19 protein-coding genes and 1 pseudogene are annotated in these 18,171 nt (G+C 65.1%); 5 read left to right on the plus strand and 15 right to left on the minus strand.

What is annotated here, in order from left to right:
- The 13 genes from ASE22_RS27520 to ASE22_RS06770 all read right to left on the minus strand — a co-directional run.
- The coding region (locus ASE22_RS27520; protein WP_235538130.1) for an efflux RND transporter permease subunit at positions 1–277 on the minus strand (277 nt) is incomplete at its 3' end.
- A complete protein-coding gene (locus tag ASE22_RS06715; RefSeq protein ID WP_056356613.1) occupies positions 274–1,773 on the minus strand; it encodes an efflux RND transporter periplasmic adaptor subunit in 1,500 nt (499 codons plus the stop codon). The genes ASE22_RS27520 and ASE22_RS06715, both read right to left, overlap by 4 nt.
- Positions 1,770–2,999 (minus strand): TolC family protein, encoded by a 1,230-nt coding sequence (locus ASE22_RS06720; RefSeq protein WP_056356691.1) that lies wholly within the window; start codon positions 2,997–2,999, stop codon positions 1,770–1,772. The genes ASE22_RS06715 and ASE22_RS06720 overlap by 4 nt, the downstream gene beginning before the upstream one ends.
- A 134-nt stretch (positions 3,000–3,133) precedes the next feature.
- On the minus strand, positions 3,134–3,427 hold the full coding sequence (locus ASE22_RS06725; protein ID WP_056356616.1) for a hypothetical protein: 294 nt from the start codon (positions 3,425–3,427) through the stop codon (positions 3,134–3,136).
- A gap of 103 nt (positions 3,428–3,530) precedes the next feature.
- A complete protein-coding gene (locus ASE22_RS06730) occupies positions 3,531–3,905 on the minus strand; it encodes a hypothetical protein (RefSeq protein ID WP_056356618.1) in 375 nt (124 codons plus the stop codon).
- A 46-nt stretch (positions 3,906–3,951) separates the two neighbouring features.
- Positions 3,952–4,398 carry a DUF411 domain-containing protein gene (locus ASE22_RS06735; protein WP_056356620.1) on the minus strand — a complete coding sequence of 149 codons (447 nt, stop codon included), beginning with the start codon at positions 4,396–4,398 and terminating at the stop codon, positions 3,952–3,954.
- Positions 4,399–4,535: 137 nt separating this feature from the next.
- The gene (locus ASE22_RS06740; RefSeq protein WP_082545429.1) at positions 4,536–4,982 is read right to left on the minus strand and encodes a DUF305 domain-containing protein; all 447 of its coding nucleotides are present in this window, start codon (positions 4,980–4,982) and stop codon (positions 4,536–4,538) included.
- Positions 4,983–5,033: 51 nt separating this feature from the next.
- Positions 5,034–5,504 carry a PepSY domain-containing protein gene (locus ASE22_RS27525; protein WP_235537401.1) on the minus strand — a complete coding sequence of 157 codons (471 nt, stop codon included), beginning with the start codon at positions 5,502–5,504 and terminating at the stop codon, positions 5,034–5,036.
- Between the two features lie 245 nt (positions 5,505–5,749).
- Positions 5,750–6,904, minus strand: coding sequence for a copper resistance protein B (locus tag ASE22_RS06750; RefSeq protein ID WP_056356622.1), 1,155 nt, complete (start codon positions 6,902–6,904; stop codon positions 5,750–5,752).
- Complete coding sequence (locus ASE22_RS06755) at positions 6,901–8,772, minus strand: copper resistance system multicopper oxidase (protein ID WP_056356624.1); 1,872 nt, start codon at positions 8,770–8,772, stop codon at positions 6,901–6,903. The genes ASE22_RS06750 and ASE22_RS06755 overlap by 4 nt, the downstream gene beginning before the upstream one ends.
- A gap of 52 nt (positions 8,773–8,824) precedes the next feature.
- Positions 8,825–9,388, minus strand: coding sequence for an RNA polymerase sigma factor (locus ASE22_RS06760; RefSeq protein ID WP_056356626.1), 564 nt, complete (start codon positions 9,386–9,388; stop codon positions 8,825–8,827).
- A complete protein-coding gene (locus ASE22_RS06765; protein WP_056356627.1) occupies positions 9,385–9,825 on the minus strand; it encodes a periplasmic heavy metal sensor in 441 nt (146 codons plus the stop codon). Before ASE22_RS06765 ends, ASE22_RS06760 begins: the two co-directional genes overlap by 4 nt.
- Positions 9,822–10,100 (minus strand): hypothetical protein, encoded by a 279-nt coding sequence (locus tag ASE22_RS06770; RefSeq protein ID WP_056356629.1) that lies wholly within the window; start codon positions 10,098–10,100, stop codon positions 9,822–9,824. Before ASE22_RS06770 ends, ASE22_RS06765 begins: the two co-directional genes overlap by 4 nt.
- Before the next feature lie 132 nt (positions 10,101–10,232).
- On the opposite strand from ASE22_RS06770, the gene copC reads away from it, so the two are divergent.
- The 4 genes from copC (at position 10,233) to ASE22_RS06790 (ending at position 14,388) form a co-directional block, all read left to right on the plus strand.
- Positions 10,233–10,619: a copper homeostasis periplasmic binding protein CopC gene (gene copC / locus ASE22_RS06775; protein ID WP_056356631.1), complete on the plus strand. Its 387-nt coding sequence runs from the start codon at positions 10,233–10,235 to the stop codon at positions 10,617–10,619.
- Positions 10,620–10,622: 3 nt separating this feature from the next.
- Positions 10,623–11,555 (plus strand): copper homeostasis membrane protein CopD, encoded by a 933-nt coding sequence (copD, locus tag ASE22_RS06780; RefSeq protein WP_056356633.1) that lies wholly within the window; start codon positions 10,623–10,625, stop codon positions 11,553–11,555.
- Positions 11,556–11,629: 74 nt separating this feature from the next.
- Complete coding sequence (locus ASE22_RS06785; protein ID WP_082545404.1) at positions 11,630–14,002, plus strand: heavy metal translocating P-type ATPase; 2,373 nt, start codon at positions 11,630–11,632, stop codon at positions 14,000–14,002.
- Complete coding sequence (locus tag ASE22_RS06790) at positions 13,999–14,388, plus strand: MerR family transcriptional regulator (RefSeq protein WP_056356636.1); 390 nt, start codon at positions 13,999–14,001, stop codon at positions 14,386–14,388. Before ASE22_RS06785 ends, ASE22_RS06790 begins: the two co-directional genes overlap by 4 nt.
- 113 nt (positions 14,389–14,501) lie before the next feature.
- Here the strand turns inward: ASE22_RS06790 and ASE22_RS06795 are convergent, their stop codons facing one another.
- Both ASE22_RS06795 and ASE22_RS06800 read right to left on the minus strand, forming a co-directional pair.
- A complete protein-coding gene (locus ASE22_RS06795; protein WP_156397198.1) occupies positions 14,502–15,683 on the minus strand; it encodes a site-specific integrase in 1,182 nt (393 codons plus the stop codon).
- Positions 15,684–15,734: 51 nt separating this feature from the next.
- On the minus strand, positions 15,735–16,982 hold the full coding sequence (locus ASE22_RS06800) for a hypothetical protein (RefSeq protein ID WP_156397199.1): 1,248 nt from the start codon (positions 16,980–16,982) through the stop codon (positions 15,735–15,737).
- 28 nt (positions 16,983–17,010) lie between these two features.
- Here ASE22_RS06800 and ASE22_RS06805 point away from each other — a divergent pair.
- Positions 17,011–18,120, plus strand: a pseudogene (locus tag ASE22_RS06805) (Tn3 family transposase); the annotation flags it as partial.
- Between the last annotated feature and the right edge of the window lie 51 nt (positions 18,121–18,171).

The following is an 18,171-nucleotide window of genomic DNA, read 5'->3' on the forward strand; positions in this document are numbered from 1 at the left end:
TTCTGGCGCGACCGTAGAAGGCAGCAACAAGTAAGATCTCGCGCCGGCTATCTGGGCGAGCTTGGCGTAGGATTCCGCCCCCTCCCGCAAACGCCCCCATCTGCGGCGCCTGGCCCGGATAGGAGGTGCGGATAACAACCTGTACGTCGGACAGGTCGGGCAGCGCGTCGATCGGGGTCGAACGCACCGCCCACAGCCCCGCGCCGACCAGCGCGAGCATGCCGATCAGGACGAAGAAGCGGTTCCGGACCGACCAGCGGATGAGATGGGCGATCACTGACCGACCACCTTCGCCATGCGCCGCACGGTCGGTCCCGCAGGCGGCTGGTCGAAGCCGAAGCGCACGCGGTCGCCCGCCTTCAGGCCACGCGCGATCTTCGGGGCAGGAAGCTGGAAGGTCATCGTCATCGCCGGCCAGCCGATCGCCGGCACCGGCTCATGGCTGAGCGTCACCGAATTGGCGGTGAGCTGCTCGATCTTTCCAACAGTCTCGTAGAGCGCAGACGTAGCAGCTGGCTTGGCGGCCGTGGGCGCGCCACCGCCGATTGGGCGCGCTTCCACACCAGAGAGAGACGCTTCGGAATCGATCAGGAACTGGCCCGAGGCGATGACCTTCTCGCCTTCGGAGAGCCCAGCGAGGATCTCGGTGTCGCCGCCGGACTCCCTTCCGGTTCGCACCTCGGCAGGCCGATAGCGGCCCTTATCGAGCGCCAGCATGACAAGGGTGCGCTTGCCGGTGCGGATCAGCGCTTCGGACGGCACCAGCAGCGCTGGCTGCGTGCTGCCACCGAATGAAACGGTTGCGAACATGCCCGGGCGCAGGCGCCCGCCGCGGTTGGGCAGCTCGATCCGGACGGTAAGCGTCCGGCTGTCGGCCTGGGTCTGTGGCAGGATCGCCGAAACGCGGCCTGACAAGGTCTCGGCCGGGAACGCCGCAAGTGTCGCCTGCACGCTTTGCCCGGGTTTGAGCGGACCGGCGATCGCTTCGGGCACGGCGGCGTTGAGCCAGACCGTGCCAAGGCCGTTGACCTCGGCGAGCGTCTGTCCCGCCGTCATGGTCATGCCGGCCCGCACGTCCAATGTCTTGATTACGCCCCCGGTCGGCGTGGAGATCGTGACGACATTGTGCGGCCGTCCCGTTTGCTCGACCGATGCGATCGTGCCGGCCGGCATGCCGAGCAGCATGAGCCGTTGCCGTGCCGCCTGGGTCAGCGCCGCGTTCCCAGTGCGGCGAACCGCAAGAAACTCGGCCTGCGCGCCGCCCCATTCCGGCACCAGGATATCGGCAAGGGGTGCGCCCGCGCCGACCACGTCTCCCGGCGCCCGACCATAGACCCGCTGCACGAAGCCGCCCGCGCGCGCCTGCACGATCGCGACATCGCGCTGGTTGAAGTCGATCGTGCCGGTGGCGGTGAGGCTGCTCGCCAGTTCGCCGCGCCGCACGGCGACGGTGCGTAGCCCGAGCGTCTGGGATGTCGCCGGATCGATCTGCACACCAGGTGCGCCGCTCCCGCCTTCGTCGGCATATTTGGGGACGAGCTGCATATCCATGAACGGCGATTTGCCCGGCTTGTCGAAATGCTGGGAGGGCACCATCGGGTCGTACCAGTAGAGTATCTTGCGGCCGGCATCGGCGCCTTGGGCGGCTGATGGCCCATCGGCCGGATGGCCCGTCCACCGCGCGATTCCATAGCCGGCGACTCCGGCGACCAGGGCGATGACCAGACCCGTGGCCGCGAGGCGCGGGCGGATTGGGGAAGCGGCTTCATTCATTGGTCGGCGCTCCGATAGGTGAGTGTCAGTCTTGCGCCATCGGCGGCGACCAGGGCTTCGCGATCAAGAACCATAAGGGTTGCGTCGGCGAGTGCGGCATAGGCGTCCGCGATATCGACGAGACTGGCGCGTCCGGCGCCGTAGCTTGCGGTCTCCAGCTTGACGCGCTGTTCGGCGAGCGGCTGCAGCATGTCCCGCGCGCGCATCCATTGCTCGTGATGCATGACATGGTCGGCGAGATCGGCATCGAGGTCTGCGGCGAGCGCGCGCCGGGTGGCCTCGCGCTGTGCCAGTACCCGCCCGGCATTGGCCTGGGCTGCGGCGATCCCGGCATTCTGGCGACTGCGGGTGAAGAACGGCAGGCTGATCGTCACGCCGGCCGAGACATAGTCGCCGAAACGGGGGTCGCGGCGCTGATAGGCCAGGTTGACGCCGAAGTCGGAACGGCGCCCGGCATCGGCCAGGCGCACGTCGGCATCCGCCTGGCCGGCCTGGGCCTCGATCATTCGGATCGTTGGTTGACGATCCAGGCCCTCCCGCAGGGCGGCTGCATGGACCGCGAAATCGGGGATCGGCCCGGCAATCTCGGGGGCCGGATCGCCGGTCCAGCGAGTCAGCGTTGCGCGCGCCCGTGCCACGTTCGACACCAGCTCGCTCCGGCGATCCTGCATCGCCGCGACTGCCTGCTGACCGGCAAGCGTCTGCGCCGGCCGTGCGTTGCCCGAGGCGACCGCGCCCGGCGTCGTTTCCACCACGCGCTCGAGGCGGGACAGAACATCGTCGAGCGCGGCAAGCCGGCGTTCGGAATAGGCCAGGTTGATCCAGGCGAGCGCGGTGCCGACCTCGACCGTGCGCGCCTCGACCGCGGTATCGGCTTCGGCCGCCTTGATGTCGCTGTCGGCGCGCGCCTGCTGCGCGTGTCGCTTGGCGAGATTGGGAATGTCCTGGGACACGCCGACCCGCGCCATCGTGAAATCGTCACGCTGCGGCTCGAACGCGAGCGGTCCCGAGATCGGGAAGCTCTCGACGCTCACCCCAAGCGTCGGATCGGGTAGCGCGCCGGCCGCGCCGCGCGCGGAACGCGCGGCATCGGCGCCGAGCGACTTGGCCTTGATCGACGGCGCTTCCTGCCGGGCGCGCTGGAGCGCGGCTTCGAAGGTAAGCGGACCGGCGAACACCATGCCGGGAATCGCCGCAAGAAGCGGCAGGCAAAGAAACAATCGCATGGAAATCTCCTGATCGGACGACCAGGCCGGCATCGCGCATTATGACGGGCACATCAGTGGCGACGGAATGGGGGCATCCCGCCGCCACTGCTGGCCTAGCCGTCTAAGCGACCTGAAGCGGCCAGAACCTGTGCCTAGCCGACCGAAGGGGCCGACGAAGGCGATGCCATGCTGTGCATCTGCTTCATGCAATCAGCAGCGCTGGTGCTGCTCATCTTCATCATGTCGCAGTCGCAGCTTGCCACCTGCTTGGTATCGGGCACCCAGACGCGCCGCTGAACCGGTCCCGTGGCACGCGGGCCATATTGCGGAACCGATTTCCACTCATAATGGCCGGACTGTTGGCTGTGGTCGGGCTGGCCGGCGAATGCGGCAACAGGTGCGGCAAGCGCTACGCCGAGCAGGGCATAGAAGACACGGTTTTTCATGACTGTAATCCTTTGGCAAATCATCGTGATGGCCGCAGGCCGGACAGGATGTTTCGATGCGCGACAGGCGCAACGATCCTGCCAGCCTTACGGCCGGGTTCGATTAGCCAAGGAGAGTCGGCGGTTCCGGTTCGGGAGTAAGTTCACTGCCGTGCAGGACGGTGGTGGTGGTCCAGAAGGCCAGCGACGGATCGGCCGGGCGACTGCCAAGCGCCGGTGCGTCATTGCGAACGGCCATGGGAACGACGCAGCCCATTGCCGCGATGCAGGCCAGGGTCATGCCCTTGCAGGGTTTCTGCTCGGGCTGCTGTTGCTGCGCCATCATCTTCATGCAGTCTTCCGACATGCCGTCCATTGCCATCCCGGACATCGCCATCGGTACGGGCATTGCGGGCGGAGCGGACGCATAAGCGACCGCCTGGCCGAACAGGCCAATCAGGGCTCCCAGGAGGAGAAAGAGGCGAAGCGCACGTTTCACGACCGTTTCAGTCTAGTCGATCCTCATGTCCACGGCAATCATCACGTCACCCGCCATGATGCGCAAAGACGCGCTGGCCGGCGGGTCCGAAGGCGACGACGTCGAAAGCCTGCGCCCGTTGCCCCGGAACTTCCATGCCGGGCGAGCCGATCGGCATGTCCGCGACCGCAAGCCCCTTCACACCGCGTGGGCGCTGCGCGAGGAGCCGCTTCATATCGTCGATCGGAACATGCCCCTCGAAGACCATGCCATCGATCACCGCGGTGTGGCATGAGGCTAGCCGGGCCGGCACGCCCTGGGCGCGCTGGAAGGCTGCGCGCCGCTGGTCGTCGATCATTGTCACACGGCGTCCGAATTGCCGGTGGACCTGCGCCGCCCATTGCTCGCAGCATCCGCAGCCGGGATCGCGGTGAACGACGATGTCCGTTGCCGCCATGGCCAGCGACGGCACAGCGAGCGCGAGCAGTATGGCGAGCCGGCGGGTCAGCTTCATTGTCCGTTCCTTCCTGCGGGCGCGACCGCGGCGGCCTCGCCGTTCCTTCCACTTGTCTTCTTCGTCCAATACGCGCGGCAGTTGCGCATCCCTCGAGAAAATTGCGAGGCGCGATCCGCTGGACCGAGCAGCGTCGGTCATTGACGCGCAAGCAAGGCCTTCATCTGGCCGATTTCGCGCCGCTGCGATTCCTTGATCTCCCCGCACAGCCTGATGATCTGCGGGTCGGTGAGCGACGCCTCCTTGCACATCAGGATAGCGCCCGAATGATGCGGGATCATCGACCGCAGGAAGGCGCGATCCCCGATCGTGGTTTGCGTGCGGATGAGTGTGAAACAACCGAAGAAAACCACGACGGAGCCCAGCAGCAGCGCAGCATTGGCGCCACGCGACGGAAACATGTGCCGCATGGCAAGGATCATCAGCGCCACCATCGGCGCGATCATCATCAGCGTCATGTAGAGCATGTTGAGATTGTTGTAGAAGCTGTCGAGCCCGTCGATCATCACGAACATGACCAGATACATGATGACGCCACCGACGACCGTTTGGACGGCCAGACTGAGATAGGGGTTTTTCATCATCATACTTCTCCTGTCTTCCGCTTCTCCCCCCTTTCGTGAACGCTCAAGCCATCAGACGGCAGTCCGTCGATGTCGAAATCGCCTCGGCCAGCGCATGTAGAGAAGGACGGTCCCGGCCACGCCCAGCCCCAGGCTCCCCACAGCGAACGCCATGAGCCAGGGCGTGTTGAAGTCCTCGTGATTCTTCCAGTCCATGATGTGGAGGCCCCAGAAGAAATCATAGAGGCGCCAGGTGTTGGTTCGTACGGCGGCAATGCGGCCGGTCGCCGCGTCGACATAGACGCGGGTGGCGTCGGCATCGTTGAGCGCCACCTGCCAGGCCGGCAACGCGCCGCGATATTCGGTCGAGCTGCTGGTCACCGCCTGAGTCCGGGCCATGACCGCCGGTCCCTTGTAGGCCGCGCGGACGATCCGCTCGGCAAGAGTCCGGTCAATCCTGATCTCGCGACCACTGGCGAGGTCGAGAAGCCGCCGACGCCCATCGACATAGCCGATGGCGACCGTCGGCCGGTCGAGCACCATTCCGAGGGTGAGAGTGGCGATCGCGGCCTCCTCGCGCGGGAGCGACGACAGAAGATGCGCCGCCCCCGAGGGCAGAGGTTGGGACGACTCCTTCGCGACAAGATGCTAGCCGCGAACCCGCTCGATTGGCAGAACGCTCATCACGAGACCGCTGGTGAACCATATCAGCAGCTGGACGCCGACGATAACTGCCAACCAGCGATGCACGCGGCTGGCCGACACATGGACCCGGAGTCGGGCGCTCTTCAAAACCAGGTCCTGATGCCGAGCACGAAGCTCGTGGATCGCGTTCCTTCGCCGTCGGCGCGCGCATAACGCGCGGTATCGCCGACCTTCCGCTCATAAGAGATGCCGACATAGGGCGCGAACTCGCGCCGGATCTCGTAACGCAGGCGCAGGCCCAGCTCGGCGTTGGACAGGCCGGATCCGATCCGGTTTTCGGGGACATCCTGCGCTGCGAAGTTCAACTCGACCCGGGGCTGGAGGATCAGCCTCTGGGTGATGCGCTGATCATAATAGCCCTCGGCGCGGGCCAGGACATCTCCCTTGTCGGACAGGAACAGCGCGCCCTCGACCTCGAACCAATAGGGTGCCAGGCCCTCGATGCCGATCGTCGCATAGGTGCGCGACGGATTGGGCTGGAAGTCGTGGCGGACGCCGGCCTGCACATTCCAGTAGGGATTAATCGCGCGGGAATAGAGGGTCTGGATCTCGGCGCTGTCCACGCCGCCGCGGAACCCGCCCTCGCCCTCGCTTTTGAGCACCAGCCGGTTGATGTCCCCGCCGAGCCACGCCTCGCCATCCCAGCGGAAGCCGTCGCCGCCCTTGCGCGCCTGATACTCGGCCAGGTTGAACATGACCTGATGGAATGTACCGCCGCCATGCTCCTTGTAGAGATCGGCCCGGACACGCGCCATCTCCCCGGGCGGGAAGCTGCGATCGGCATAATGGTCGGTCGGCGGCGCAGGCGCAGGCGCATTGCCGGGCGGCAGCGCCGTTCCGCCCGCTTTCTGGTCGGACGTGGCCGCGCCCATGTCCATGCCGGGCATCGCGCCCATGTCCTGGCCCGCAGGTGCCTTAGCCGGCGCATCGGGCATGGTCATCCCGGGCATCGTCGCCATATTATGCCCGGCGTGCGGATCAGTCGCAGGCGCTGGCGCTTCCGCGGGACGCGCCGGGCCGGCATGTCCGGCGCGCGCAGGGGGTGGGGCCGGCTTGCGCGGCGCGGCGCGTCGCTGCGAAGGTTGCGCCGCGGGCTGGCGGCGTGGAGCCGGCTTTGCCGCAGGTTTCTTGGGCGTTGGCATCTGCATCCCCGGCATGGTCGAATGATCCATCGTCTGCGCTGCGAGCGGCACGGGGATCGCGAGCGGCGCGAGTGCAAGGAGCAGGATGCGCTTCATGCCGCGTCTCCGCGCGGACGGACCGAGACGACCTGCATCATCCCGGCGTGCATGTGGTAGAGCATATGGCAATGGAACGCCCAGTCGCCGACCGCGTCGGTGGTGACGTCGAAGGTGACCTTGCCGCCCGGCAGGACGTTGACCGTATGCTTGCGCGGCGCATATTCGCCATGGCCGGTCACCAGCTCGAAGAAATGGCCGTGCAGGTGGATCGGATGCGACATCATCGTGTCGTTGACCAGCGTCACGCGCACCCGCTCGTCCTTGAGGAACGGGATCGGCGCCTTGACCTCGCTCATCTTCCGCCCGTCGAACGACCACATGTACCGCTCCATGTTGGCGGTCAGGTGGATCTCCATCGCCCGGTCGGGTGCGCGAACGTCGGGATTGCGTGCCAGCGCCATCAGGTCGCGGTAGACCAGCACCTTGTGGCCGACATTCTCGAGACCCTGTCCCGGCTCGCCGGTGCGGTCCATCGCCATCGGTGCGATCGTCTGCACCCCAGGCCCCATGCGAACCTGCGGCGCATTCTTCGGGTCGCGCATGTTCATGCTCATCCCGCCCATCGCGGAATGATCCATTCCAGCCATTTCGGCGCGGGCTTGCGGCGCCGGTGCCATGCCTGCCATCGCGCCAGCGGCTCCAGCCGCCATGTCGTGGCCCATGGCAGCATGGTCCATGCCGGCCATGCCGCCATCGGGCTTGCTCAGGTCGATCGTGCCGCCGCTTGCTCCCATGTCCATGCCGGACATATCCATCCCCATGTCCTTCATCGTTGCAACCGGCCGGGAGCGGAGCGGCGGCACCTCGGCGGCCATGCCTTCGCGCGGTGCCAGCGTCGCCCGCGCCAGGCCCGAGCGATCGACCGCCTCGCCGACGATGGTGTAGGCTCGTTCGTCGGTGGGCGTGACGATCACGTCGAAGGTCTCGGCGATCGTGATCTGGAACTCGTCGACCGTGACCGGACGAACGTCCTGCCCATCGGCCTGGACGATGGTCAGCGGCAGGCCGGGGATGCGGACGTTGAAGATCGTCATCGCCGAGGCATTGACGAAGCGCAGCCGCACCCGCTCGCCCGGCCGGAACAGCGCGGTCCAGTTGTCGCTCGGGCCGTGCCCGTTGACGAGAAAGGCATAGGTCGAGCCGGTCACGTCGGAGATGTCGGTCGGGTCCATCCGCATCTTGCCCCAGTCCATTCGCTCCTTGAGCGACTGGTCGCGCCCCGCGAGCAGCCCGGCCAGCGTCTGCTTCTGGTAGTTGAAGTAGCCCGCCTGCTGCTTGAGCTTCAGGAAGATCGCATGCGGGTGCATCGAACTGTGATCCGACAGAACGATCACATGCTCGCGGTCGTAGCGAACAGGATCCTCGCCCTCGGGGTCGATCACGATCGGGCCGTAATGCCCCATCTGCTCCTGGAGCCCCGAATGGCTGTGATACCAGTAGGTGCCGGACTGGATGATCGGGAACTCATACACGAAGGTGGACCGCGGCCGGATGCCGGGGAAGCTGATCCCGGGAACACCGTCGAACTGCGCCGGGACAAGTAGCCCGTGCCAGTGGATCGAGCTGTCTTCGTCGAGATCGTTGGTCACCGACAACCGGACGGTCGTTCCCTGCTTCAGCCGGATGAGCGGCGCGGGGACGGTGCCGTTGATGCCGATGGCGTGGCTCTCGCGCCCGTCGATCGTCATCATCTGGTGGGCGATCCGCAGCGCGATGTCGCTGCCGCCGACCATCGGCAACGGGCGGGCGATCCCGGCCGATACCGGCTGCGCCCAGGCAGGAAACCAGCTGGCAAGGCCCAGGCCCGCGCCGCCAATCGCAGCGCCACGCAGCAAAGCGCGGCGATCCAGGTTCGATGAACGCATGACTTGGCAACCCCTGATTGACGCTGTTATCCGGAAATACGCGGGCCGACCGTCAATCCCTCAAACTTTCCGCCAGCCTGGCGCGAGCGCGATAGACGCGCGTCTCGACCGCCTTCTCGCTGATTCCCAGCACCAATGCCGTCTCGGCCTGCGACAGGCCCTCGATCGTCCGCAGGATTAGGGGCTCCTTGAGCGAACCGGGCAAGGCGGCGATCGCCGTCATCGTCCGCTGGAGCTGCTGACGGTCCGAGAGAAGCTCCTCCGGCGTCGCGGCCTCGTCGGCGACATCGCTTGCCGCATCGATCGGCAGCGCGAATGAGAAGAGCCTGCGGACGGCGCGCCGCCTCGTCCAGTCATGGCATTTGTTGATGGCGATGCGCGCCATCCAGACCCGGAACGGGCGCGCTCCGTCGTAGCGCCCCAGCGCGGAGAAGGCGGCGATGAAACTCTGCTGGGTGACGTCGAGCGCGGCATCGGCATCGCCGACATGTCCCCGGACCAGCCGGTACACCGGCTCGCGGTGGCGCCGCATGAGTTCACCATAGGCACTCTGCCTGCCGGCGAGCGCCAGTGCGGCCAGTTCGCCATCCGAGCAGCCGGCGAGATCGAGCGTCACCGCTCCTTGGCCGTCAGTGCCTTGACCACCGCCTGGTCGAACCGGGCGGCCTGATCGGGACGCAACACGCCGCGCATCGCGAAGATATGTTCCAGCGTCTCCTTCTGGAGCTGGCCCATCGCCTGGTGCGACCGATCGACCGCCGCGCTGACCTGCGGCCCGTAGCCATGCTCCGCCTCGATCGCGTCCGCGAGGCGCGCGTTGTCGGCACGCAGCTCGAGTTCGAGTGCCTGCCGGCGGACGGCGAAGCGGCGCTCGATGGCCTCGATTTTCGCGTGCTGGGTGTCGTCGAGTTCAAGCTGCCGGTGGAGCAGCGTGTGAAGCTCGGTTTCGACCGGCGTCTGCCGCGCGACATAGGCGCGTCCGACGAAGACCCCTACGATCGCCGCGGCAAAGGCGATCAGCGCGATCAGCAGCAGGCGGCGGCGGTCGTTCACTCGCCACCGCCCAGCAAGGATGACGGCGCCAATGCGGGCGGAGCGCCGAAAGGCGCGATAGACGCAGCCCTGACCGGCGCGCCCGGCAGCGCCGAGCCGGCGATCCCGATCGTGAGCGCGGCGAGCGCGGCTATTCCAAAAACCGTGCCGGAAAGCGGACGCGAGCCCGCGGCGTGAACGGCCACACCCGCCAGGACGGCCTCGTCGATCGACGCCAGTCGCGGGTGGACGGGCATTTCGCGCAGGCGGGCCAGTTCTGCGTCAATATTGGTCATGCGTCATCCTCCACGCTCTCAGCCGATATTACGCATCGGCGCCCCCGATCCCTCATAGCAGCATCGCAATCACCTGATGAGGGATTGGCCACGGGCGTGCGTATTCACCGTACCACCCCAACGGAGAAACCCATGGCGCCCTTCCGAAACCTCATGCTCGCAGCCACTGTTGCGGCCTTCACCATCGCCTCTCCCGCCCTGGCGCATCCCAAACTGGTGTCGGCAACGCCCGCGGCAGGATCGACCGTCAGCAGACCGACCCAGATCGCGCTCGCCTTCAGCGAGACGCTGATGCCGCAGATGTCCGGCCTGGACCTAGTCATGACCGGAATGCCAGGCATGGCCCGTCATGCGCCGATGAAGGTTGCCGGGTTCAAGACCAGCGTGTCGCAGGACGGCAAGACTCTCGTCGCCGCACTGCCCAAGCCGCTTCCGGCCGGCACCTATGACGCCCATTGGCATGTCGTTTCCACCGACACGCACCGCATCGAGGGCCATCTGACCTTCACGGTGCGCTGAGACGTGAGTGACTGGCTCGTCATTGCGGCGCGCTTCGCGCTGTATGGCGATCTGGCCCTGCTCTTCGGTGTTCCGCTCTTCGCTCTTTATGGGCTTCGCGGCGAGGAGCGGCATCACGCCAGATTGCTGCCGCTCCGCCCGCTTGCCGGGACCTTGGCGATCACCGGCATCGCCCTCTCTGCGATCGGCTTCGTTGCCATGGCGGCGGCCATGGCCGGAACCGGCCTGCTTCAGGTCGAATCCGACACATTGACCATGCTGCTTGCCCAGACATCGGTGGGCACCGCCTTTCTGGTTCGCATGGCTGCGCTGGCCTTCTGCCTGTTCGCCGGCGTCCTTCTTTCCCGTCATCCCGTTGCTGCTCTTAGCGCGATTTCCGTCGCTGCGGGCGTCGGGCTTTCGAGTCTTGCCTGGTCGGGCCATGGCGCGGCCACCGAGGGCGGCGCGGGGATGGTCCATCTTGGGGCGGACATCCTGCATCTACTTGCTGCGGGCGCCTGGGTCGGTGCCCTGTTTGCGTTGCTGCTCCTGGCGTTGCGGGGCTCGCCGAAGGACGACGCGGGGCAGGTCCGAACGCTGCACCGGGCGCTGGACGGCTTCGCCGGTGTCGGCACTGTCATCGTCGGGCTGATTGTGGTCACCGGGCTCGCCAACGGGCTGGTCATCGTAGGCATCGCCAATGTGATGAGTGCCGCGGCCGGACTATGGGGCCAATTGATGCTGGCGAAGATCGTCCTTTTTCTCGGCATGCTGGCGATGGCCGCGGCCAATCGCTTCCGGCTGACGCCGAGTCTTGAACGGGCGATTGAGCGCCGCGATCATGCGCAAGCGCTTGCGTTCCTTCGGCGCAGCCTCGCGGTGGAAACCGTGATGGCGATCATGATCTTGGGCCTGGTTGCCTGGCTCAGCACGCTCGAGCCGTTGAACGGTGGGTAGCCTTTTTATTGCAACCCTTGACCCTGACACGATGTCAGACCCTAGATGGGATTGCGTCGAGAAGGAGAACGGGAATGTCCGAGTCTAAATCCACGGCGCATACAGGTCATGATCATAGCTGTTGCGCGGCCCCCGCGAACGAGACGTCAAAGGGCGGCGGCTCGGAACCTGTGACCGATCCCGTCTGCGGGATGTCGGTCGACCCGAATATAACATCCCATCATGCCGATCATGACGGGCAAACTTATCATTTCTGCAGCCAAGGCTGTCGCTCCAAATTTGTCGCCAATCCGAGCGCCTATCTGGATGGCAAACCACCTGAACCTGCGGCATCGTCCGGCGCAATGTGGACATGCCCGATGCATCCACAAATTCGCCGTCATGGTCCCGGCACCTGCCCGATTTGCGGGATGGCGCTCGAACCCGAAGAGCCGTCGCTTGATGATGCCCCCAATCCCGAGCTTGTCGATTTCACCCGGCGAACCTGGGTAGCAGCGGTCCTCGCCGTGCCGCTGCTGGCCATCTCGATGATCGCGGAGATGCTGGGCATGCATTTTGTGCCTTCTGCTATCTCGCCATGGGTCCAGTTCGCGCTGACGGCGCCGATCGTTCTGTGGGCAGGCTGGCCGTTCTTCCAGCGCGGTTGGGCCTCGATCGTGACATGGCATCTTAACATGTTCACGCTCGTGTCGATCGGAGTCGGCGCGGCGTTTGCGTACAGCATGATCGCCACGGTCGCGCCGGGTCTATTTCCACCATCCTTCCGGATGCACGGGATCGTGCCTGTCTATTACGAGGCGGCAGGCGTCGTGGTGACGCTGGTGCTGCTCGGTCAAGTACTCGAGCTGCGCGCTCGGGCGGCGACCGGCCGTGCGATCCGTGCGCTGATGGATCTTGCCCCCAAGACTGCTCGGCGCATCAATGCCAACGGCGAAGAGGTGGAGGTCGATCTCGCCGACGTAATGGCCGGCGACCATGTCCGCGTGCGTCCCGGTGCGGCGATGCCGGTCGATGGCGTTGTTATCGACGGGCGCTCGTCGGTCGATGAATCCATGATAACGGGCGAACCTGCTCCCGTCCTCAAGGAGAAGGGCGCGACTGTCACAGGCGGCACCGTCAATGGCACGGGAACGCTGGTGATCGAGGCGCGCGCGGTCGGGACGGATACGGTTTTGGCGCGGATCGTGAAGATGGTGGCGGAAGCCCAGCGCAGCCGTGCGCCCATCCAGGCGGTTGCTGACCGCGTATCGGGCTGGTTCGTGCCGCTCGTCGTCGCGATCGCGATCGCGACATTCATTGTCTGGAATTTCGTCGGTCCTGAGCCGCGCTTTGGTCATGCCCTGCTCAATGCGATCGCCGTGCTCATAATCGCCTGTCCCTGTGCGCTCGGCCTGGCGACGCCAATGTCGATCATGGTAGGAACCGGCCGCGGCGCGCGCGGCGGTGTGCTCATCAAGGATGCCGAAGCCCTGCAAATGATGGAGAAGGTCGACACTCTGGTGATCGACAAGACCGGCACGCTGACCGAAGGCCGCCCGGCCCTTACGACCATCGAGATGGCTGAGGGGTATGAGCACGACATGGTGTTGTCGGCCGCAGCCGCCGTAGAAGCTCTTTCGGAACATCCGCTTGCCCAGGCCATCGTCGAAGCCGCGCGCGAAGCCGAGCTTCCGATTGCGAAAGTCGAGCAGTTTGAGTCCCAGACCGGGCTTGGAGTCAGTGGCAAGGTCGACGGGCGCGACGTGGTGGTCGGCAATGCCGAACAAATGCGTCGCGTTGGCGTGGATCCGTCATCCTTTGATAACGTAGCCGACAAGCACCGCAGTGAGGGCGCAGGTGTGATGCTCGTAGCGATCGATGGCCACCTGGTCGGCCTCCTCGTGGTCGCAGATCCGATTAAGCCATCGGCGGCCTCCGCGATCGCCGCCCTGCGCGAGGAAGGGCTGCGGATCGTGATGCTGACCGGCGACGCGAGAGCGACGGCCGATGCGGTGGCGCGGGCTATCGGCGGCATTGACGAAGTCCATGCCGGGCTGAAGCCCGAGGACAAGGCCCGCATCATCGGTGAACTCAAAGCAAAAGGTGCAGTGGTCGCGATGGCCGGCGACGGGATCAACGACGCCCCGGCGCTGGCGGCGGCGGATGTCGGCGTCGCCATGGGCACCGGGACTGACGTCGCCATCGAGAGCGCTGGCATGACACTGACCAAGGGCGATCTCGCCGCGATGGTTCGTGCACGCCGGCTCGCGGTCGCCACCATGCGCAACATCCGGCAGAACCTGTTCTTCTCGTTCGTCTTCAACGGGGTCGGTGTACCGGTCGCTGCCGGTATCCTCTATCCCATTGCAGGCATCTTACTATCGCCGATGATCGCTGGCGCCGCCATGGCACTGTCGAGCTTCACGGTGGTGACCAATGCGCTCAGACTTAACGGGGCCAAGCTATGAAGATCGGCGAGGCATCGAGCGCCAGCGGCGTCTCGCAGCGCATGATTCGCCATTATGAGAAGATTGGCCTGATCGGTGCCGCGCCGCGCCGCCAGTCTGGCTATCGCGATTATTCCGATGCCGATCTCCATCGACTGCGGTTCATTGCCAATGCCCGCGACCTTGGTTTTCCGATTGAGGATATTCGGTCGCTGCTAAGCTTGTGGTCGGACGGTGCGCGTGAAAGCGCCGACGTAAAGCACATCGCATTGACCCGTGCCGCCGAATTGCATCGCAAGGCGCTTGGACTGGAGGCACTGAGAAGGTCGCTGCTGGACCTCGCCGAGCGTTGCAACGGGAACGAGAGGCCAGATTGTCCGATCATCGACGCACTACAAACCAAATGATTTGGATGTTTCTTGCACACTGATAGGTCTTCGAAACGAATAAGAAGCTGCCTTGTCTAGTATGCCGGACGATGCCAGCGGTCGGTCGCGCGACATGACATGTGGGCGCTATGTCAGGTGAGCTTCGCCATGAGCCGCCCTGCCGCCCCCTGCTCAGCCGCAAGATTGCGATTGTAGGCAAGCGGCATGCGCGGCGACTTCCACCGGAGAGCGTCCATAATCCCAGCAAGATCCTCGCCGCTCGCGAACAGATCTTGGTTGAGCCCAATCCGCGTGGAGTGCGCACTGATCCCCTTTAGCAGCCGGGTCAGATCCTCGGCCGTCAGATCGGACAGCGCGCCGCGATCGAACGCCCGCTGGATAATTGATCGAAAGATCGGCCCGATCGAGCCCGGGTGCAGCGCGACGGTGCCGATGTCATATTCGACGCGTGCTTTGATGGCGGGCTTCGAGAGCGTCTTGCGCAGATCCCACGTCTCCCGGCCTGAGATGCTGTCGATCGGCCGACCTCGCACCGCGGCCCGGGCCTTGTAGCGCCGAACCTGCACACGGCGGAACAGCGGCCCTGCTGTGATCTCGGCCGCCTCACACCAGGCTGCGATCGCCGCGACCGTGCGCGGGCTGAGGTAGGCGGTCGCCCCTTCCCCGTCCTGATCGCCCTTGCTGCGGAGGATCTGCAGCAGCCGCGCCTCGGGATCGATCGCCTCTTCAATATGTTCGACCGCGACCGCAACCAGTTCCGAGGCCCGCAGACCGGTATCGTAAGCGGTTGATAGCAGCGCCCTATCGCGCAGGCCCGGCAGATCATCCGCGCAGCTCTCGAGCAACGCGCGGATGTTAAGCCCGCGCGCCTTGTCGCGCTCGATGTCGCGAACCGGCCCCTTGAACCGCAGCGGCCGCGCCTGTTTCTGCGCGGCGCCCTTCTCGCGGCGCACCGCCTGGAGCCGCAGCTTGACCAATGGCGCTGGCGTTGGATCCTTCAGATCGAGCAGCTGGTGGATCTTGGCGATTGACGCCTTGTAGCGCGCCAGCGACGCAGGACGGCTACCATTTTCTGCTCGTGCATCGAGATAATCGGCTACGGTCTCAGCCGTCGCCGGCAGCGCGAACCGATTGGTTCGCCGACACCAGGCGTCGAACGCCTCGATGTCGGATTTGAGGGCGCGGATGCTGTGGGGCGACGAGGCGGCCTGATATGCTGCGATCAGCATCTCATTGACGGTGATCCGCTCGCCGGCTTTCATCTGCACCACAGTCCAGGTCAGATCGACCGGCACGAGTGCCTGCCCGGGCATTTTGCCCGCCGCGAGCGGCGCGGAGATCTTGGCCGGCCGACCACTCATCGATCAGCGCCGCGCCATCTCGAGGATCTCCTCAAGCGTGTAGGGCTCCTGGCCGTACACGGCCGCCAAGCCATTGAAAGCGTCGACGGCGACCTGCTGCAGCGCGTCGGGTTCTACTGAGGTCAGGGTCGCGGTGAATTCATAGGAGGGTTCAACTGCGGCGAACCCATCTTCCCGGAAGGCGAAGGCCCCGAGCGGCCACCACGAGTCCGCGAGACCGTTGACGCCCATCCGGACATGGATCGGCAGGGCACCGCCATGACTGAGCGCGAGGCTCGCGTTGCGTTTCAGGAAGTCCAGCCAATGGCGGAAGAAATAGCCGGTCGACAACGTGCGCCGCCCGTCCCGCTCGAACAAGAACCCACCGGCGACACCCCAGAACTCGCCGGTCTTCTCAAACCACTGCGTCACAGCGACGGTGTTCGCCACACCATCCTTCTCCGCCTGGGGCCAGTAGATCGCCGTTCCGCCCCGGCTCGTGCCGTGGCTGATCGAGCGGGCATCGGCCATCAGGTCCGGATGCCCCTGCCCGCTCGCCAGCGCCTGCTTGGCGCCCAACATCGCCTGCCATTTGGACGGAATCAGGCGCGCATAGCCCGGGAAATGGTCCGTCCAGCGGTACTTGCTTGATCCATGGCTTGGGTGCGTGACGATCTGGGGCTCGTTGCGGTCGAACCAGAGGTCCGGATCGCCCTCGAAATGCGGCTGCCAGTGAACGGCTTCGGGCGGCGGTGGTGGAAGCTGGCCGAGGGCAAGGCGCAGATGCTCGGCAAGGCGCTTTGTCAGATCCGCGCGGACCTTACGCAGATCCTCGCGCTCGGCGCCGACCGGCAGGTTGAAGGCAATAGGACCGCGCCGCCCCCGCATATCGAAGGGCAGCTTCTCGATTGTCGCACCCTCGAACGCCGTGTTCCACACTTGGAGTACGCGGTGCTCGCTCAGCGCCCGGTTGGCATAGCCGAGCTCGATCAGCACATTGGGGTTGGCGCATGCTTTGCCGCTGGCTGAAACAGCGGTTGGCGTCACATCGCCCACGAACACCGCAGCCTCATCGATCTTGCGCAGAATCGTGGCCACAATATCAGGCGTACCGGCGACACCTTGTGTGTCCGAGGTCAGGCTCGGCCGATCGGCTTCGTCGAGATCGGCTGCCAACATGCCGATCGCCTGATCGAGCGCTGAGCGGATCACATCGCGAGTAACGCGGGCATCGAGATCGCTCTGCCATGACCAGAAAACCGTCTTTCCCACGCACGTTTGCCCCTGCCCGCCTCAGCGCCGCTTGGCCAACGCCAGCCAGGGCGTCACATATGCGCAGCTCGCCTGGACCCAGAACTGGTATATTTCACCCGAGAACTACGAGGCCGCCCTGGCCCAGATTGTGCGCGAACATCACCGCCTCCCGTTCGCGCGAAACTGGGGCGAAGGTGTCAGTGCATCATCCGACGGCCAGTTCTTCCGCACCGGCCGGATCCGATCGGGCGCAGCCGAGATCAACGCAAAATACGGTCACGAGCCAGGTATCAAAATTTACTCGCACCTTTCCGACCATTTTGCCTCGTTCAGCTCGCGCATCATGTCTGCCACCGCAAGCGAGGCCCCATACGTGCTCGACGGCCTGATGCTAGGGGCCCGCGAATTGCCACTGAAGGAGCTGTATACCGATACCGGCGGTGCGTCGGATCACGTCTTTGGCCTGTGCCACCTGCTCGGGTTCCGTTTCGTCCCTCGAATGCGTGATCTTGCAGACCGGCGGCTCGCAACCATCGTATCCGGTGCAAACTACAAAGGCATCGAATGTCTGTTCGGCCAGGCGATCAAGGTCGGCACCATTGAGGCAGAGTGGGATGATCTCGTCCGAATGGCCGCCTCAATTCGGGAAGGAACTGTTGCTCCATCTGTCATCCTGCGCAAGCTTTCCGCCTATCGCCGGCAGAACAAGCTTGACCTTGCCCTTCGCGAACTTGGCCGCATCGAGCGGACGTTGTTCACGCTCGACTGGCTGGAACAGCCGGATTTGCGCCGCGCCTGCCAAGCCGGATTGAACAAGGGAGAGGCTCGGCACGCTCTGGCAGACGCCATCTACACCAACCGCCAGGGCCGGTTCACCGATCGAACTCTTGAGAACCAACAATACCGCGCATCTGGGCTCAACTTGCTCATCGCCGCCATTGCATACTGGAATGCCCTCTATCTCGGCCGGGCCGCCGATCACCTGCGGTACTCGGGAATTGAGATGGACGAAGCACTGCTAGCGCACGTCTCACCCCTAGGATGGTCGCATATCGGCCTGACAGGTGACTACCTTTGGGAAGATGCGTCTTTCAGCGGCAACCGCGAGTACCGAGCACTTCACGACCCGAGCGGCAGAATTCGGCTCGTCGCTTAAGATGTTCTCACTATGTCCAGCTTAGCGTTGTCTGGCGAACAAATCTTGAGG

Source organism: Sphingomonas sp. Root720, from assembly GCF_001428605.1.
Classification (GTDB): domain Bacteria; phylum Pseudomonadota; class Alphaproteobacteria; order Sphingomonadales; family Sphingomonadaceae; genus Rhizorhabdus.